General features: G+C 53.7%; 10 protein-coding genes. 8 read left to right on the top strand and 2 right to left on the bottom strand.

Annotation, left to right across the window (positions count from 1 at the left end):
* Window positions 1–154: 154 nt before the first annotated feature.
* Complete coding sequence (locus K7P76_RS28980) at window positions 155–5461, top strand: fibronectin type III domain-containing protein (protein ID WP_232189565.1); 5307 nt, start codon at window positions 155–157, stop codon at window positions 5459–5461.
* A gap of 148 nt (window positions 5462–5609) precedes the next feature.
* Here K7P76_RS28980 and K7P76_RS28975 read toward each other — a convergent pair whose 3' ends face one another.
* Together K7P76_RS28975 and K7P76_RS28970 are read right to left on the bottom strand one after the other, a co-directional pair.
* Window positions 5610–7787, bottom strand: coding sequence for an MORN repeat-containing protein (locus K7P76_RS28975; RefSeq protein WP_232189564.1), 2178 nt, complete (start codon window positions 7785–7787; stop codon window positions 5610–5612).
* A gap of 1 nt (window position 7788) precedes the next feature.
* Window positions 7789–8175, bottom strand: coding sequence for a DUF4280 domain-containing protein (locus K7P76_RS28970; RefSeq protein WP_232189563.1), 387 nt, complete (start codon window positions 8173–8175; stop codon window positions 7789–7791).
* A gap of 147 nt (window positions 8176–8322) precedes the next feature.
* Between K7P76_RS28970 and K7P76_RS28965 the strand changes: the two genes are divergently transcribed.
* The 7 genes from K7P76_RS28965 to K7P76_RS28935 all read left to right on the top strand — a co-directional run bounded on the left by K7P76_RS28965 (window position 8323) and on the right by K7P76_RS28935 (window position 19133).
* Window positions 8323–11145: an adenylate/guanylate cyclase domain-containing protein gene (locus K7P76_RS28965; protein WP_232189562.1), complete on the top strand. Its 2823-nt coding sequence runs from the start codon at window positions 8323–8325 to the stop codon at window positions 11143–11145.
* Window positions 11146–11170: 25 nt separating this feature from the next.
* Entirely contained in the window at window positions 11171–11668 is a 498-nt protein-coding gene (locus K7P76_RS28960; RefSeq protein WP_232189561.1) for a GNAT family N-acetyltransferase, read from the top strand.
* Window positions 11669–11703: 35 nt separating this feature from the next.
* Entirely contained in the window at window positions 11704–14751 is a 3048-nt protein-coding gene (locus K7P76_RS28955) for a HEAT repeat domain-containing protein (RefSeq protein WP_232189560.1), read from the top strand.
* A gap of 113 nt (window positions 14752–14864) precedes the next feature.
* Window positions 14865–16016 (top strand): RluA family pseudouridine synthase, encoded by a 1152-nt coding sequence (locus K7P76_RS28950; protein ID WP_232189559.1) that lies wholly within the window; start codon window positions 14865–14867, stop codon window positions 16014–16016.
* A 322-nt stretch (window positions 16017–16338) separates the two neighbouring features.
* Window positions 16339–17112 (top strand): DeoR/GlpR family DNA-binding transcription regulator, encoded by a 774-nt coding sequence (locus tag K7P76_RS28945; RefSeq protein ID WP_232189558.1) that lies wholly within the window; start codon window positions 16339–16341, stop codon window positions 17110–17112.
* Window positions 17113–17232: 120 nt separating this feature from the next.
* Window positions 17233–18039 (top strand): HAD-IIA family hydrolase, encoded by an 807-nt coding sequence (locus K7P76_RS28940; protein WP_232189557.1) that lies wholly within the window; start codon window positions 17233–17235, stop codon window positions 18037–18039.
* Window positions 18033–19133, top strand: a complete 1101-nt coding sequence (locus K7P76_RS28935) for a sn-glycerol-1-phosphate dehydrogenase (RefSeq protein ID WP_232189556.1) — start codon at window positions 18033–18035, stop codon at window positions 19131–19133. The genes K7P76_RS28940 and K7P76_RS28935 overlap by 7 nt, the downstream gene beginning before the upstream one ends.
* The last annotated feature ends 145 nt before the right edge of the window (window positions 19134–19278 follow it).

Raw genomic sequence — 19278 nt, 5'->3', positions numbered from 1 at the left:
TGAATATGCGTTTGGCGGAAGAGGGACGATGGTCTCTCTTTTTTCATGTTTTGAATCGGGTTGGGTTTGGGAGAATTTTGAGAGTGCGAGTTGCTATTCTTCGACAGTGAGGGTGAAATCCGCCCGGAAATTCGTCGAAGGAGAGATGGGAGCAATGCTCGGAATCAAATGGAAACGAGCCATGGCAGCCGCGTTGACGTCGCTGTTGGTATGGCAAACGCTGGGTTTTATATCGGATATCGGTGTCGGAAAAGCGGCCGCGGCAGCGGAGGTGAGGTCATGGCAGCTGCTGGGCTCAGGGGCGGCAGACGATGCCGCTTCCGCACAATCGGTTACGATCGCAACCTATGGCAATATGCCATACATCGCTTATAACGATACAAATTCAAACCAACAAATCAGTGTGAAACATTGGGCATCAGGGGCTTGGCAGACGGCGGGAAACAACGGGAGCGCCCTAGATCCCGGGACTGTTACGACAATGGCATTCGCGCCGAACGGCAGACCTTATTTGGCCTTCCTTAAGGCCTCGGGCAGTCACCCGGCCGTGCTCTCAATGAACGAACAGCAAAACTGGGAAGGATTGCCGGAGCTGTCGGCGAGTATGGCCCTAACACCTGATATCTCGGTCTCTGCGGATGGTCAAGTTTACGTGGCATATCAAGACGGCGGCAACTCCTACAAAGCGACGATGCGGAATCTTGAGAGCGACGGGTGGTCCGATCCCGAGACCGCGTCCGTTTCAAGAGGGTTATCCCCCTCGTTGACCCTGGATGCAGGCGGTAAGCTGACAATGGTTTATGCGGATAGTTCCCTCGACTACTTGCCTCTCGTCAAGAGCAGAATCGGAGTGGGAAATTGGACGGCCGTGGGAAGCGATAATTTCACGAACAATGAAAGAGGCTACTACACGATGATCCGGGCGGCGAGCGACGGATCCTTTTACTTGGCTTACTTGAATGGAGATACCGCGAATACGGGCGTAACGAGGGTATGGCGGTTCAACGGGGAGAGTTGGACGTCAATCGGATCCTTTGACTCTCATGGCGGTGAGAAGCCGCTCATTGCCGTCGATCCCATCGATCAGAAGCCTGTCGTGGCTTACATTGGCAGACCGTCCGAGGCGGGTAAAGTTCACGTGCTTAAATGGAACGGAGGAACTTGGGACGAAATCGGCCAAACGTCAGACTTGCCGGCCAATGCCGTGTCCTTATCGCTGGCGGTCGGAGCGGATGGCACGCCCTATGTGGCCTATTTGGACACCGGCAATCATTACGCCCCGACGGTGATCGGTTACCTTCCGGATGTGGCTCCCCCATCCGTTACGGCCCGGAATCCGGCGCCGGCCGCGTCCGATGTGCCTTTAAACGCAAATTTAACGGCAACGTTCAACGAATCGATTAAGGGCGTTGCGGGACATGATATCGAAATTTGCACGACTGCGTCGGCTGAATGCCAGCACGTGGATGCCGGCAGCGCTAACGTATCGGTATCGGGGGATGTTGCGACCATCGACCTGCCGGTCGATTTGCGAGGGGGAATGAGCTATCGGGCCGTTGCGGAAGCGGGGGCTTTCGCCGATTTGAACGGCAATCCGGCTCCGGCAATCGAGTGGACGTTCACGACCGCCGTAACGGTGCCGGCCGCGCCGGAAATTACGGATGTTTTCCCGGGTGACGGCGAAGTTACGGTCATATTCTCGGCGCCTGCGAGTGACGGCGGCAGCCCGATTACAGGCTACACGGTTACCGTCTATCCTATGTCCGGCGGAGAAAATCTGGTGGAGAATACTGCAGGCATGGTTTATACACGGTCGGGATTGACCAACGGCGTATCGTACGGCATTACGGTCACCGCGACGAATAGTGTCGGGACGTCCGCTCCGTCGGCTATGAAGACTTTCGTACCGTCGACGGTGCCGAGCGCGCCGACGATTACGGATATTGTGGTCGGCAACCGCGTGGCGACAGTGAGCTTCGAGCCTTCGGCTAGCGATGGATTCAGTCCGATCACGTATTACATGGTTCTAGCGAAACAAGACGGTGAACTTAAGAGAGGCGCAACTGGAAGTACGTCGCCGATCACCGTCACTGGCTTAACGAACGGACAAACGTATTCGTTCACGGTAGAGGCGGTCAACGCCAACGGGAACTCCGCGCCGTCGGACGCATTATTGGGAACTCCGGGCACGGTGCCGGCCGCGCCGACGGACGTGACGGCAGTAGGCGGAGATGGGCAAGCAACGGTAAGCTTTACGCCTTCCGCAAGCAATGGAGGAAGCCCGATCACGGGCTATCGGGTGACGACGTTTCCCGGCGATTCCTCGGAGGCTCCCATTTCCGTGACCGTGGATCCGAACACAACCTCCACAGTGGTGACAGGGCTACGAAATGGCAGAGATTATCAATTCAAAGTCGCCGCGCTTAACGCGCTGGGCGCTTCCGCCGAGGCGCAGACGTTCGTATGGACTGCAGTGGGTGCAGTGCCTTCAAAGCCGTTTAACTTATTCGCATCCGCAGGTGATGGAAAGGCGAAGGTATCCTTCAACGAACCGGACAACGGCGGGCGAGCCATTACAAACTACAGAGTCACGGCATGGGCGGGAGCGGATGCCGTCGCGCAGGTCGAGGGATCGTTCAGTCCGATCGAGGTGACGGGGCTACAGAACGGCATGGCGTACACGTTCATCGTAGAAGCCTACAATGAAAAAGGCTGGTCTTCTGTATCGGATCCGTCCAATACGGTGACGCCTAGCGCAGTATCGGGCGCACCGACGAACGTGACAGCGACGGCAGCCAACGGAACGGCGACGGTAAGCTTCGCCGCACCTGCGAGCGATGGCGGCAGCCTGATTACCGGTTATACGGTAACGGCAAGCCCGGGCGGCGCGCAAGTGGAGTTGGAAGCGGACGAGCTTGAGGCAACGTTTACAGGGTTAACGAACGGAACGTCGTATACGTTTACGGTCGTAGCGACCAATGTTAGAGGAAATTCGGCGGCTTCCGATCCGTCTTCGGCGGTGACGCCGAGCACGGTGCCTGGCGCACCCGCGAACGTGACAGCGACGGCAGGCAACGGAACGGCGACGGTAAGCTTCGCCGCACCTGCGAGCGACGGCGGCAGCCTGATTACCGGTTATACGGTAATGGCAAGCCCGGGCGGCGCGCAAGTGGAGTTGGAAGTGGACGAGCTTGAGGCCACGTTTACGGGGTTAACGAACGGAACATCGTATACGTTTATTGTCGTAGCGACCAACGCGAATGGAGCTTCCATCGCGTCGAGTCCGTCGGCCTCGGTGACGCCGAGCACGGTACCGGGAGCGCCTGCGAACGTGACAGCGACGGCGGACAACGGAACGGCGACGGTAAGCTTCGCCGCACCTGCGAGCGATGGCGGCAGCTTGATTACCGGTTATACGGTAACGGCAAGCCCGGGCGGCGCGCAAGTGGAGTTGGAAGCAGACGAGCTTGAGGCAACGTTTACAGGGTTAACGAACGGAACGTCGTATACGTTTACGGTCGTAGCGACCAATGTTAGAGGAAATTCGGCGGCTTCCGATCCGTCTTCGGCGGTGACGCCGAGCACGGTGCCTGGCGCACCCGCGAACGTGACAGCGACGGCAGGCAACGGAACGGCGACGGTAAGCTTCGCCGCACCTGCGAGCGACGGCGGCAGCCTGATTACCGGTTATACGGTAATGGCAAGCCCGGGCGGCGCGCAAGTGGAGTTGGAAGTGAACGAGCTTGAGGCCACGTTTACGGGGTTAACGAACGGAACGTCGTATACGTTTACGGTCGTGGCGATCAACGCGAATGGAACGTCCGCTGCGTCGAGTCCGTCTGCGGCGGTGACGCCGAGCACAGTGCCGGGAGTGCCAACGGCAGTAACCGTTGCGGCCGGCAATGGTCAGGCGACGGTCAGCTTTACGCCGCCGTCGGACAACGGCGGCAGCACAGTCACGGAATATCAGGTTACGGCGTGGAAAGCCGGACAGCAGGTGAAAGTGGCGACTGGTTCGGGCAGCCCAATCACGGTGACCGGTCTGACGAACGGAACCGCCTATACATTTACGGTTGTCGCCCTCAACGCCAACGGCGCTTCTCCCGCGTCCGCCGCTACGGCACCGGCAACACCATCCGCGCCCGTGCCGCCTATTGGTGGAGGAGGGGGCGGGGGCGCAGGGGGCTCCGCGGATCCGTCTGCAACTTCCTACGCCGTAGACATTACCGTCGGTGGAATCTCGCTTGGGAAGCTGCAAGTACGACGCGAAAAGCTGCAAGACGGGAGCGTAAGGGATACGCTGGATATATCCGCATCCTACGCCGAAGAAGCGGCGGCCAAGCTGAAGACGGCAGGCCAATCGCGCTTGGGTATCGTGTTGTCGTCCGAATCTACTCAGGCAACGGAGCTTGTCTTCGGGTTGCCGAAGGAAGCGGCGGACGTGTTGGCGAAGGCCGGGATTTCGTTTGGCATTCGCCTGAATGAAGTCGATATCGTCATCCCTGCGATGTCGCTTCAGAACGTATTGCAGCCCATCCGGCTGACGGCAACCCCGATTCGAGACAGCGTCCGTAGAGCGGAGCTTGAAAGGCGCGCGGAATCGTCGGAGGTCGTGAGGTCCGGTGCGGGGAGCGGCAAGGTGACGCTGATCGGCGATCCCGTCGATATCGCGACTGATTTGCAGAAAAGGAACGTCGTGCTGACGCTGCCCGCCGAAGCGAACTCGGCAGACATCGGCGTCTACATTGAGCATAGCGACGGGACCCGGGAACTGGTCCGCGGACGGTACGTGCAGGACGGACCCGGGGGCAAGCCGGGCATCGCCTTGGAAGTGGACAAGTTCAGCATGTTCGCCGTCGTCCGTGTCGCCGGATGGGACAGCTTCGGTCAAGAGGTACAGAAACCGAAGCCGTACATCTCAGGCTTTACCGGCGGGCTGTTCAAGCCGAATGTCCGACTGACCCGCGCGGAAATGGCGGTCATCCTGGCCCGGGTGATCGCCGGAGATTTTCCAGTCAGCACGAAGAGCGCGTATGCGTTCCCGGACGTTCCCGCGAGCCATTGGGCCGACGAAGCGATCCGCTCCGTCACCGCGCGCGGCCTCATGAGCGGCTACCCGGACGGTACGTTCCGGCCGAACAAGCCGATCACGCGCGCGGAGATGGCGACACTGCTGAACGCTCTGAACCGGAGCGCAGAGAACGGCGTAGGCGCAGGCTTCGCCGACACGAACGGCCACTGGGCGGAGACCGCCATCCGCAAAGCTCAAGCCGCCGGTCTGCTGAGCGGTTATGCGGACGGCAAGTTCCGCCCGGATCAAGCGCTAAGCCGCGCGGAAGCGGTCGTGATCGTCAACAAACTGCTCGGAATCAGTACGAGCGTAGACAGTGATCCGCTCTTTACCGACGTTCCTACAACATACTGGGCGTACGGAGCGATCCAGGCAGCCTCCAAGCGATAGGCCGTAAGTTGGAAGAGTAGGGCTCAATAAATCCCCTTGATCGGAATTTATCGGTCAAGGGGATTTATTGTTGTGCGCCTGGCATGATCATAATGATAGAGGCTATGCCAAGTTACAACGCTTGACATAGCCTCTAAGTAGATCTACGTTATTGCACAGTCAGCATGCTAACCGACAAGCGGACGGGAACGTCTTTGTTGTAGGTGAAGATAAATAAGGCACCGTTCCAACTGTAGGCCATTTCGTACTTGTTGCCGCCTAACGTTTCTTTGACCCCTTTGAGCTTGCTTAGCATAATTTGCTCCGCCAACTCCAATAACACCTTGCGGTTCCAAGTATTAATCTCGGTCACCGAGTAGGCTTCCGGATTGTCTTCATCGGCTTTCAGCTTAAAGGAAATTTGATGCGCCGCATAAGTATATTCCAGCGGCTGGACGACAATTTCTCCTGGTAACGGCTCATTAGTGGTCGGCGGCAATGCCGCAAGTACTTTGATTATTTTGGTAACTGAGCTTTGTGCGCCATTTGTTGCAGGTGTACTCGTACTCGTCTCCGGTGTTTTACTAGCATCTGTACTGTCAGCAGGAGTACCCGAATCCGGCTTGACGTTCGTTCCTGAATCAGGGGGAGTTTCCGTAGCAGATCCCGCCCCAGTTCCAGTCCCAGTGCCTGCTCCAGTGCCTGTTCCAGTGCCTGCTCCAGTGCCTGCTCCAGTGCCTGTTCCAGTGCCTGTTCCAGTGCCTGTTCCAGTGCCTGTTCCAGTGCCTGTTCCAGTGCCTGTTCCAGTGCCTGTTCCAGTGCTTGTTCCAGTGCCTGTTCCAGTGCCTGTTCCAGTGCCTGTTCCAGTGCCTGTTCCAGTGCCTGTTCCAGTGCCTGTTCCAGTGCCTGTTCCAGTGCCTGTTCCAGTGCCTGTTCCAGTGCCTGTTCCAGTTCCAGTTCCAGTTCCAGTGCCTGTTCCAGTTCCAGTTCCAGTTCCAGTTCCAGTGCCTGTTCCAGTTCCAGTTCCCGCCCCAGTTCCAGTCCCGGTCCCAGCCCCAGTACCGCTTCCCGTCCCGGTCGCCGAGCCATCGGGCTCCGTCGTCGCAGGAACTTCGGCCGTTCCGCCATCAACGGGTACGTCGGCGGGAACCTCCTCCGCAGCCGGGGCATCCGGCGGGCCAAGCAGCTCCTGCAGCTTCGGTTGCGCGATTCCCAGAAATCCCTGGATGGAAATCTCGCCTGCGCTGAAGTAGCCTTTATAAACCGTGCCTCCATCTGCATCTAGCAGAGTGCCGATACCTTCATATTTGTCAGCTTTGAATTTGCCCGTGTATAGCGCGACGCCTTCCGCATTAAAGGATTGTCCGTCTCCATCGCGTTTGCCGCCTACGAATCCGCCCGTATAAAGGGTAACGCCTTTATCGTTCATAAAAGAGCCGACCCCGTGATAGCTTCCTAGCAGGAAAGCCCCCTTGTATTTGGCTACGCCCGAGGGGAAGTATTCGACGCCTTCGCCCGATAACACTCCTCCGAGGAATGCACCTTCGAATTGTAATGTGCCGTCTTCCCGATAAAGTTTCCCGGCACCTTCATACTTACCGCCATTAAAGCCGCCTTCATACGCAAGTTTTCCACTGCCGTCATAGAGTTTGCCTTCCCCCTGATAGACGCCGGCAACGAATGCTCCGGTGTATTGCGGTACTCCCTCAGAGAGATACAGAGTGCCTTCGCCTTCGTACTTACCGCCGACGAATGCACCTTCGTATAGGACTGTGCCGTCCGGCTTAAACAAAGTGCCCGCTCCGGCATATTGGTCAGCCGCGAATTCGCCGCGATAGAGCAATATCCCCTTTGCATCGTACTGCTCGCCCTTGCCCGCCTTTAGGCCTTGGCTGAAATCGCCAATATAGAGCAAGGTGCCATCCGCTGCGAACAGCTTGCCGGCGCCGGAATATTGACCATTCTCCAGCGGTCCTTGATATACGAGATTGCCTGCCTCGTCCACGATCTTGGCTTGTCCGGTGAAGCCATCTGCCATTGCGGCGGAAGCTTCGATCTTAGGCGTGCGCGCGAACCATTTGTCGATGAATTTGGGAGGTTTAATGAATCCGAAGAAGATGATGACGAGCGTGAGAAGAAGGATGATGACGAACAGCTTCTTCGCTATGTAAAAGGTTCCTATTTTCCAATAGTTGTCCAATGAACGCAGCTGCCCGCCGAGAACGCTTTTCATCCATTTTATGAACGCTTTGAGAAGTAATTTCGGGAGGACCGCTGCCTTTTTGATAGGCAAGATGATCATTTTTTTAATAGGTTTAATGAACGGCTTTAATATCGACTCTATCATCTTATGGCACCATTATAGTCATTTGTCCAGGATTCACGATCTGAATGACGCCGCCGAAGTTGCACATGCATTTCGATGAGTTATTCAGCGCGGGCATGTTGGATACGAGTACGGTAGGTGAACCCGGAGCCCACGGAGCGGCGGTAACCGGGACGCATGGCATCGGAGTCAGCGCGCCGAGAGCAGCTGCGGTGGCTGCGGCGACAGCCGGATTTCCCATAGAATTGCACATTCCGAAAGGAGTGATGTTCAGAATCGGTTTGTTGTCCATGATGTTGGCGATCGGCATAGCCGTCATTACGCGGTTAATGGGCAGTACGTTAAGCATACCGGGCGCGAGGCCGAATGAGCATTGGAGCGTTGCGCCTCCGCATACGAGTTGACCCATGAAACTTTCCTCCTGTGGGCGACGAGAGCCTTCGCCATTGTGACGTTAAATCCGCTCGAAAATCTTTTAATTCCATACTACAACATAAGCCGAAAAATGTCATTTTATATAGGAAATAGCGTGTAAATTGTCGAAGATTATAGTAGGATGGAAATAACAGGTTTAGTGACGGAAAAAGCCATATTTACGCACGCTAAAAAAGAAAGAGACGGTCGAAACGACATGAAGAAGCTTTCGCTGTTGGTGCTCCTAATCGCTATTGCGGTGACGGGGTTATCTCTCTATCGAATCCAGGACAACGGCGGTTTCGCGTCTGGTCCCTGGATTAAGAGCGTTCCGCTGCAAAATTTATCGCGGGCTGCCGAAGCGACAGCTCCTTCATTAGTAGTGATCGGACAATCCAAACAGGAAATTCAGCGCCTGTCTCCTAAAGGCGCGGTTGAAGCCGAGATCAAGCATAACGGCAAGAACGGGGACTCTCGCAGAGATTATACCGAAGCCGTCGTGGATGGGTCGAACGGAATCGTCGTGCTCGACACGGTGCTCGACTCTTACGGATTAATCGTACAGAGCGAACAAATTATTCGCTATGATGAAGCGGGTAAATCCGGCGAGCTTCTTTACGAATGGAAAGGAAACGGCACGAGCAAGCGGATCGGCCAATTGAAAGGACTGCAAATACGAGGGAACTCCCTTTACTTTTATATCACTACGCCAGATAAGGTATCGCTTATGCGTCTTCCGCTTTCCGGCGGACAACCGGAGGAAAGCTTTTCTTTTCTATTGCCGCACGATCGTTATTTGTCGGAGATCAAAGGCACGGAGCCGGGGGAAATCTACTATACGACCAAACGCGGCGGCATATTCCAAGTGACGGCGCAAGGAGATAGCCAGATCATTTATCCGCTCGCGAGCATGGATCGCACCCGCAAAAACTTCCCCGAGAGACTGTCGATAGATTCGGACGGCAAATTGATCTTCATCGATCGTCTGTTAAACGCGGTCACGAGAATGGAGCCAGGTCAGAAGTATTTGAACGTCATGTTGGACGAAGCATCGATACAAAAAGCGGTGCCAGACGCGGAAAGCTATGAATTGATGGACATTCTGCCGACAGGCGACGGTGGATTTACGGTTGTGCTAAGCGACCGAACGCTTACTTACGATAATCAAAAACGGCTTACGGGCGTCTTGTCTCAGGCTACGTATTTGAACAATATTTTGCTTAAGGAATGGTTGATTTGGGGGGCGGCCTTTGCGGGGTTGCTATTGCTGATCTTTGCTTTGAGGCTCGTATACATCCACTTGATGAATCGAAGGTTTTCCCTCTTCTTCAAGCAGCTTATCGTGACGGTTCCGATTATCGTAGTCTGCATGCTGCTCTTGTCCAACTTCATCTATAACAGCTTCTCCGCGAGAATGGAAGACGAAATGCAGAGGGAATTATCTCTATTAGCCCGCAATGGACAGCAGATCATAGACGGCGATCGATTGGAACGGCTGCATTCGCCGGAAGATTATAGCAACGACGATTATAAAGCGATCCGCGGCAAGATGAGCTTCCTTTTCGAGGGTGAGCAGGCCGTTAACCGCCAAGGGCTGTACAGCACTTTGTACAAGTACGATGACGGTAAGCTTTACATTCTTATGGACGACGATGACGGCGTTAATATGTTCAAGCCGTTCGAGATGAACGAAGAGAACGAATCCGTTCGCAAAGACGGTGTCATCCGCACCGGTCAATGGGAAGATGCCAACGGCAAATGGCTGTATGCGATTGGACCGGTATACAACAGTAAACATGAAGTCGTAGGCATATATGAGACAGGCCGAGACATGAGCGTTCTCTATCAGGCCAATCAGAAAATTTACAAGAACATCCTGCAAAATATCGTCATCATTACTTCCATATTACTGGTTGTGATTCTGGCGGCTACCTTTCTGATGCTGTCGACTATACGCAAGCTACGTCGCAGCGTCATGGATATGGCGGACGGAAATTGGGATGTTGAGGTCCGCGTGAAAAGCCGTGACGAAGTGGGCGACTTAGGTGAGCAGTTTAATCGTATGGCAAGGTATATTCGGCAATATATCGTGGACATCACGCAATTTTCCGAGGCGTCCTACCGGTTCGTTCCGCAGCAGTTTTTCAAATCTCTTGGGAAGAAAGGCATACTTGATATTCACCTAGGCGATCAGGTGCAGCAGAATATGTCGGTCATGATCGCGAATCTTCGAGATTTCCGTAAGCTTTCGCAGACATTGACGCCGATGGAAAACTTTAATTTCATGAATTCGTTTTTGCGTAGATTCGGACCTTTAGTGCGCAAGGAGGATGGATTGATCAGCAAATATTTGGGAGCGGGCTTCATGGCGTTGTTCCCCGGTTACGCGGAAGAAGCGTTGAGAACAGCGATCGCCATTCGGCAGGAGCTGACGGAATATAACGCAGGACGCCGCCGCGCGGGTTATGTACCCGTTGATATCGGTATAGCCGTTCATAGAGGACCGTTAATGATGGGGATTATCGGAGAAGAGCGGCGATGGGAAGGCAACGTGATCTCTGATGGCGTCCATCTGACCGCCACTTTGGAGAGGCTTTCCGAGGATTTAGGCGCATCCATACTCGTTACTCGGGACTTATTCGAGCAATTGAGAGAGCCGGAGCGCTTCCGTCACCGTTCGCTCGGGCGCATTACGCCGGAAGGGCAGGAAGAGGCTATCGAACTCATCGATGTGTACGATGGGGATTCCGAGCAGCTTCGTCAGGCGAAAGACCGAACTAAAGCTCTGTTCGAGCGGGGTCTAATGCTCTGCCAGGAAGGGCGCTTCTATGATGCAAGAGAAACTTTCGTAGAAGTCATTAAGCAGAATCGGCTGGATAAAGCGGCTAAGCTGTACTTCTACTTATGCGATGAGTATTTCCAAAAAGGTACCTCGACCGGCTGGAACGGAACATTGGCTGTATAAAGGAAAATGAGAGGAGGAACGTTCTATGATCACCGGAACCTATGTCATCCATCGATTGAATACGAAGGAGCAAGCGGACCGGATCGTGGAATTTTTCTTCTCGCCGTATTCCTTTGACGATACGAGATATACGCCGGGCGAAGAAGAGCAATTGCGCAGCCTGCCTTACCGGGCTTTAGACGGTCAAGTGATATTCTGGTACGTAACCAACGAAGAGAACGAGATCATTGGCGCAAGCTGCATCGCAGAAAATGAACAAAAATCGGGCGGCTACAGCTGGGACTATGTCGTTGTTCACCGCCTGTACCGTAAATGGGGCATCGCTGCCTCGCTTCTGGAACAGATGGTTCACTATTTAGAGCAGGTTTCAGCCCGCTATCTCATAACTTATACGTGCGGCTTGCCGGAATATCAATCTATTCGCAGATTGTTCGAACGGAATAGCTTTCAATTAATCGGTCGTTGTCCCGATTATTATTTCGAGGGAGAAGACCGCCTCATCTATTGGCGCCAAATCTCCTGATCATGCTTATTACAGGTTAAGGAAAGAGAGAATCCATGGACTTACAACGATGGTCGCGCCGGCTCGGAATCAAGGCGGAGGACCGGCGCAAGCTGTGGCTTATGGTGCCGGTATTTCTCTTGTGCGGCATTGCCGAGGCTCTTAACTACAACGGATTCATGACTCTGTTTAATCAGCGGTTCGGCAGCGCGTATTTGCCTTATGTGTACATGGCGGAAGCCGTTATATTGCCAATCGAAGCTTGGTTCATGACCTGGCTCGCTGGACGATTATCTAAACCAGGGCTCATGCGGGCGATGTATGCGATCATGACGGGCATTGTTTTGTTGAATGCGCTAGCGTTATTGGGGATGCGGGTAACCGGAGAAGATTTCCGGTGGTATTATCCCTTTCTCTTTCTATCGTCCAGTTTCGTCGTCAGGCAGCAAACGATTCTGTTATGGAGCTTGGCGGTAGATTTATGTCCAACGCAGCAAGCGAAGCGATTGATGCCGCTTTTCGTGGCCGCGGCTACGCTGGGCGGAATTATCGCCGGTTTACTGACGCAAATCATAAGCCCCCTGTTCGGACCGGATATCGTATATGTGCTCGGCCCTGTGTTGTTGCTAGCCGCTTCTATTAATTACCGGAAAGCTATCGCGGTTTATTTGGTCCCATTGGCGTTGAAATGGTCGGGCGATCTCTCGCAGGAAACCGAGCCGTTATCCTCCATGGACTATTTCCGAAGGACTTTAAAATCGCCATTTCTGCTCGGCGTATTAGGTATGATGACGATCATGCCCGCTTTGTATTTTCTAATGGAATTCGTGTTTCTGAATACGGCGCACGTCTCCTACCCGAGTGAAGCTGATTTCGGCAGGATGTTCGGTATCGTGACAACCTTGCTGTTTACTTTGGCTTTTCTGCTGCAGCTCGTATCCGGCCGACTTATGGCATGGCTCGGAGCAAGCAGCATGCTGACGGCCATTTCCGCAATTTACGTGTTATCGTTTGCGGTGTCATGGCTGCTTATCGGTTCCCCGGTTGTCATGGCAGCGGTGTCGGGCGGGTACATGCTTACTTATTTATTAATTTATTATTCTGCCGAGCCTTCCTATCAATTGTTCTATAAAATGCTGCCGCTGCAGCAACGGGATGGCTTTCGTTATGTCGCGCAGGGTGTCGCAGCGTTCATGGGAATATTGTTGGGCGCCGGGCTTCAGTTTCTTCATACGGGCCTTGGTTTTGGATTTCCTATTCTGACTGCCATCGGAACGGCAGGCGCAATCGGATTGCTTGCTCTGTCCTGGTTGGTTCGCCTGCTGTATATGCGAGAATTGGTGCAAAGCGTCCAAACGTTGGGATTAGCCGCGGACAAGGAATTGGCCGAGTCGTACAAGGAGTTTTACCGTAACTCCCGTTCGATGGGCGCCGTGCAGGCGATGCTTCGTCACGAGAGCGAGGAAGCTCGGGAAATCGCATTGAACATCATTGGACGAAGCAACGATACGCGATATTTGCCGGAACTGCTCGTGATGCTGGATGACGATAGCGTTAGGGTTAAAATTGCCGCGCTTAAGGCGATGAATTTAACGGGGGCGGATCTTGCGGCTATGGTGAAGGTTGCTTCCCTGCTGGAGGATCCGGAACCGGATGTGCGTGCAGAAGTTGTCCATAAGCTTGCTCAGATGAAGCATATGTCCTCGCAAGCGTTTTTCTTCTTGCGAATGAAGCTGCTTGACCGCTCGCCAATGGTTGTAGCCGAAGCCGTTAAAGCGATGTATTTACTGGAAAGCGCGCAGAGCTATGAAGCTTGTTACGAAGTCATCGAACAAATATTGAAAGAGGGCGGGGAGCCGGCGATTCATGTGTGCCGGGTTATCGCGGAGCTGCAGCTGGATCGATTCTCCCAGGAAGTGGAGAAGCTGCTCATGGATCCCCACCCGGCGGTGCGCGTTGCCGCTACGGCTTGCCTTGGGGTATTGAAGCGGCGGAGCGTCGTGCCTCTACTCATTGAACGATTGCCTAAAGCGGATCAGGAGCTATATAAGGTGACGACGCAAGCCTTGATCGATATGGGCGACCGCGTCGTGGATACGCTAAAGCATGGTCTGCCAGATGCTTCGCCACAAGTATGGAGAGCATCCGTTACTGCATTGGCGACGCTGCTTCCTTACGAGGAAGTTCGGGGCTGGCTAGCGGAGCAAGGAACGGCCAAGCTTGCGGACAATGCGGCGACATCTATTTTACCGGAAGCGTTCCGTATGCTAAGTCGGCCGGATCTTGCGGAGTTGGCAGAGCTTAGACAGCGTGATTTGCAGCAGACGATCTATGAAGGCATATGGGCTATACTTGAGCGATTGACGGATGAGCAAGTCGTAACCGCAATAAGAAGAACGCTTGCGGATGATGACGAGGAGACTCGCAGCGGCGGGCTGGAAGTGCTTGCGGAAGGCGTCGGAGAACGGCGGCTCTCTCAACGTCTGGCTGCGACTTGGCAGGCGGATACAGAGAGAAACGCGGAATTGACGGAAGAAACAGCCCGCGAAGCTGTCGTCAAAGCGGCAGAAACGAAGGATGACTGGTGGCGGGAGATGGCTGCGGAATTACGACGCGGGGAGGGGAGAACGGCGATGCAGGAAGAGCAAGGAATGCTGGGAAGGCTGAACAAAGTCGTATTCCTCAAGAAGGTGCCGTTCTTCGCCGATTTGTCGCTGGAAGAGCTCGGTTTAATTGCGGGAGCGGCGACGGAACAGAAATTTGCCGACGGAAGCTTTCTGCTGAAGCGGGGAGAAAGAAACGCGGCCATGTACGTCGTCATCGAAGGAAACGTGGAATTAACGAGCATATCGGCCGCCGGATGGGAAGGCACTCTGGGTGTGCTCGGAGCGGGAGAAGTATGCGGCGCAACGTCTGCATTGGATGAATCTCCATCGTCCGTAACGGCTCAAGCCTTCTTTGGCGATGTGCATGCGCTCGCGCTGCAGCGCGAGGACGTTACCCGACTCGTGCGACTATATCCGGAAATCGGAGTCGGCCTGCTGCGTGCATCGTTGGCGCGTATTCGGCTACTCGAAGAGATGATGATGAAAATCGACTCGTAATGCCATTACCGATGGGTTGACTTTGATCGGTCGTTCCCGTATATTGATCGGCAAAGCGTTGCTTAGCCTTGCTAAGGCGGCGGGCGCGGAATGGAATCGGAGGAACATTGGAAATGAGCGGAGCAGGACGGAATCGACAACAGGGCGGTAACAAACAATCTAGCAGTAATGAACGGAACGGGCGAAGAGACCGGGGAGGACCTCCGAAAAGATCTAACGAGCGAGGACCTCAGAGTGAGCGGAAAGCGGGCAAGGAGCAGCGAGTCGAATCGTTCAAGAAACCGACCGGGCGCAGCCCCGGACCCGGTTCCGCTCCTAGTCGGAACGGAAATGGAAAACCTATGAATCGCGGGGGACACAGCAACGAAGGAGGCAAACACCACTCGCTGCTTGGCATGGGTCGAATTAAAGGCGAATGGATGGAAATTCGTCTGCCTGACAACCTGGTCGGCGCGCCGATGTCGGTCATCGGTAAGTATTTGCCGCTGGCTCCCAAAATGATATCCAAATTGATGCACAATCGCGGAGTTTCGCTGCAGGGTCCGAATTTGCGTCTCCATTTATTCCCGCGGGAAGCACGGGATTTTCCATCCGATTGGATGGAGCTTAATATATTGTACGAGGATGAGTTTACGTTAATCGTAAATAAACCCGCAGGCATCGAAGTGCATCCGAGCGAGAAGGGACAGCGCAAGACGCTCGCCCATGCGGTAGCCGCTTATTATGAGATGTCCGGACAGGATGTGCGAATTCGCCACATCCACCGGATAGACAAAGATACGACAGGGCCGGTATTGTATGCCAAGAACGAGTTTGCCCATTATCAGTACGACAAAGCGATGCGGGAGAAAACAATCGAGCGGATCTACATCGCGTTGGCCGAAGGTTACTTGGAGGGCAACAAAGGCAAGATCGACAAGCCGATCGGCCAAGACCGCCATCACTCCACCCGTCGCCGAATAAGCGATACAGGGGATCCGGCCGTAACCCACTTCGAGGTTGCCGAACGGTTGGCGGATCACACCCTTGTACGTCTTCGTCTGGAGACGGGACGTACGCACCAGATTAGAGTTCATCTCTCCTCGATCAATCATCCGCTGGCCGGAGATGGACTGTATGGGGGCAAACGGGGAGTCATTTCAAGGCAAGCGCTTCATGGCGAACGTCTGATTTGGAGTCATCCTTGGACCGGGGAGATGCAGCAGGTCAGGGCGCCGCTGCCTGACGATTTCAACCAAGCGTTAATGAAATTGCGTCGTGAATAGTGAAATAAGCTGTCCAGTCTACAAGCCTTCAATTTCACATAAGTGGAATTGAAGGCTTTTTCAAATGCCGTTACAGAGACTGAAAGGCATCTAGAGGTCGAGGTGCTGGACTATCAACGGCAAAAATTGCCGTTATCGAGGACTTCACTCGCTGTGGAGACGTGAACCAGCTTAACCAGTCCAAAGGGAGGCGGCGCCTCACCGATTGTAATAGTATACCCGCGGTAAATCCGCAAGCGATTGCCCTCGGTACATTCTGCCGAATATTGTCGTTTGTTTTCGTTTTACCTATAATTAAAGAAAACGAAAGAAGAAGTGATCCATGTTCGCCTCAAACCGGAGAGATCAAATATTAGAGATGCTGCAACGAGACAAGCAAGTATTGGTCAAGGAATTGGCCCTTCACTTCAAAGTGTCGGAAGGAACGCTTCGGACCGACCTTAGAATTCTAGAGGATGAAGGTTTGCTGGAAAGAACGCATGGCGGAGCTGTACCTGTGAGGACGAAGGCCGATTTTCGGGAGTATCGCAATCCTACCCGCAGCGATTTGAATTACGAGGAGAAACGCGCGATCGGACGCAAAGCGGTAAATCTCGTGACTACAGGGCAATGCATTATTTTAGACGCAAGTTCCACTGCGCTGGAATTGGCGAAGGCTTTGACCGATCATAACTACTTGACGGTAGTCACTAATGGACTAGAAGCCGCAATGACCTTAAATCAAAACCCGAGAATTAATGTCATTCTGATTGGCGGCGTGCTTAGGGCGGGATCTAAGACGATCGAAGGCGTTCTCGGCAAAAACATTTTGGAAGGCATCCATGCGGATCTGTTCTTCACATCCGCGGAAGGAGTAAGCTTTGAGGAAGGGATGACGGATTTTAGCCTGTACGAGGCGGAGCTTAAGAAGTTGATGGCTGCCAATGCCCGCAAAACGATCGCGCTGGCGGATCACACGAAGCTTGGGCGAAGGTCGATCGCTACGTCCGTTCCATTCGCCGATATCCATACGCTAATAACGGATACGAAATCGGATAGCGACTTTCTAAGGCAAGTCAAAGGAGCGGAAATCCTGATCGCCGATGACATACGGTAACAAACGACTGTTCATTTGCAAATGAATGTGAACGTCAATAATCACATTCATTCGTTGACAAACGAAGGCGGGCGAAAGGACAATTGAAGGAGGGAAAGATGGGCTGGGAGGATTGCAGCGATGTTATTGGATAAGGTAGACGGCTTCATCATTGATCTGGACGGAACCGTATATCGGGGGAAGCAACCAATTGAAGGGGCTCGCGAAACGATACAATATTTAAGGGCTTCAGGTAAAAAAATCGTATTTCTTACGAACAGAGGCAACTACTCGCGAAGGATGTGCAGGGATAAGTTAAATGACATGGGGATCGCGGTGTCGGACGATGAGATTGTGCTCTCTTCTACCGTAACGGCGGCTTATCTTCGGCGGATCGATCCGGAGTGCAAAGCTTGGCCTTTCGGAGACGAAGGGCTTAAAGAAGAGTTGAGCTTAGCCGGAGTTCACATCGCGGATCGGCCGGAGGAAGCCGACTGGCTTGTCATTACGCTATTCGAGAACTTGACTTATGCGGATTTGAATCGGGCTTTCCGTGCCGTCCGTCATGGTGCAAGGATTATTGCTACGAACGATGACAGAACGTTTCCCGGGGACGACGGCGATTCGATTGATGTAGCGGGAATGATCGGCGCTATCGTGAACGCAACTGGACAAAGTGTGTCAATCGTCATCGGGAAACCTTCTCCTTTCATGTCTGACGCGGCTTTGCAGTCCTTGCGTCTTCCTCCTGAGCGCTGTCTTGTGATCGGGGACAGCATGGCTTCCGATATCCAACTGGGCAAAAGCTCCGGGATGCGAACCGCGCTTGTCCTATCCGGCTCGACGACACGGGAACAAGTCGAGGCGGCAGCGGATAAGCCGGATTGGATATGGGAGTCGCTGTCGGAGTTAATAAGCTTGCTTGAAGGGGTGAAAACAAAATGTTAGACATACAAACGGTTCTGATCGAGCCTGCCGCAACTAAAAGCATCGCGCCGTATTTGAAAGAGAACAACTACCGCAGGGTGTCGATTGTGGCAGATGCCAATACATATGAGGTTATCGGAAGAGCGTTGGAGGATTCCGCTCAGGCTTCGGGAATTAATGTCCAGGTAACTTTAATTAAGCCGGACAAACAAGGCGATGTTATCGCAGACGAAGCCTCGGTTGTTCAACTGCTGCTCGATCTTAAGCTGCATTCCGCTGAAATCGTAATTGCGGCAGGATCAGGCACATTGCACGATATCGCACGCTTCTCTGCTTTCACGGTGGGCATACCGTTCGTGTCGGTTCCTACGGCTCCGTCGGTAGACGGTTTTAATTCTGTGGGCGCACCTTTGATTATAAGAGGGGACAAGCAAACCATTCTAGCGATCGGACCTTCTGCAATTTTCGCGGATCTGGATATCCTTACGAAAGCGCCGGATAGCATGATCGCGGCCGGTTTCGGCGACATGCTGGGCAAATATACATCGTTGTTCGATTGGAAGTTCGGCACGCTCGCGGGCGGCGAGCCCTACTCCGAAGCAGTGGCTGAACGAACACGCCGCGCTTTGCTCCAATGCGTGGACAATAGCAATGAAATCGCGAAAAGAACCCCGCTTGGCATTGAAATATTGATGCGCGCGCTGATCGAATCGGGATTCGCCATGCTGCAATTCGGACAGTCGCATCCGGCATCGGGAGCCGAGCATCATCTGTCGCATTATTGGGAAATGGAATTTATAAGGACCGGGCGAAGACAAATCCTGCATGGGGCCAAAGTTGGCGTCGCCTGCGCACAGATATCGAGCCTGTACCACCGTTTGTCTATAGATTCACCGGATCTGTTTCCCCCGATGCATCGCCAAGCTATTATAGACGAGATTGAACGGATTCCTGACGAGTATACAATTAAAGAACTGCTTAGGAAAGTCGGAGGACCCGCAACGACGGAAGAACTCGGCATAGGCGAGGAGTTGCTTGAGAGAAGCTTACGGGAAGCCGATCGCATTCGTCCGAATCGGCAAACCCTGCTGAAGAGATATAACGAGATGAATTGATCGATATTACACAGAGATGGGGCTGTCTCAAAAGCAAGAAAGTTTATGAATGAGACAGCTCATACTTAGCAAAAATCGATGGTTAAAACGAAAAATGGTGGTGCAGGAGGCTTATCCCTGAACCACCATTTTTCGATTTTGGTCA

The organism is Cohnella silvisoli (assembly GCF_021190915.1).
Classification (GTDB): domain Bacteria; phylum Bacillota; class Bacilli; order Paenibacillales; family Paenibacillaceae; genus Cohnella; species Cohnella silvisoli.
This window is presented reverse-complemented; position numbering and strand designations above follow the sequence as displayed.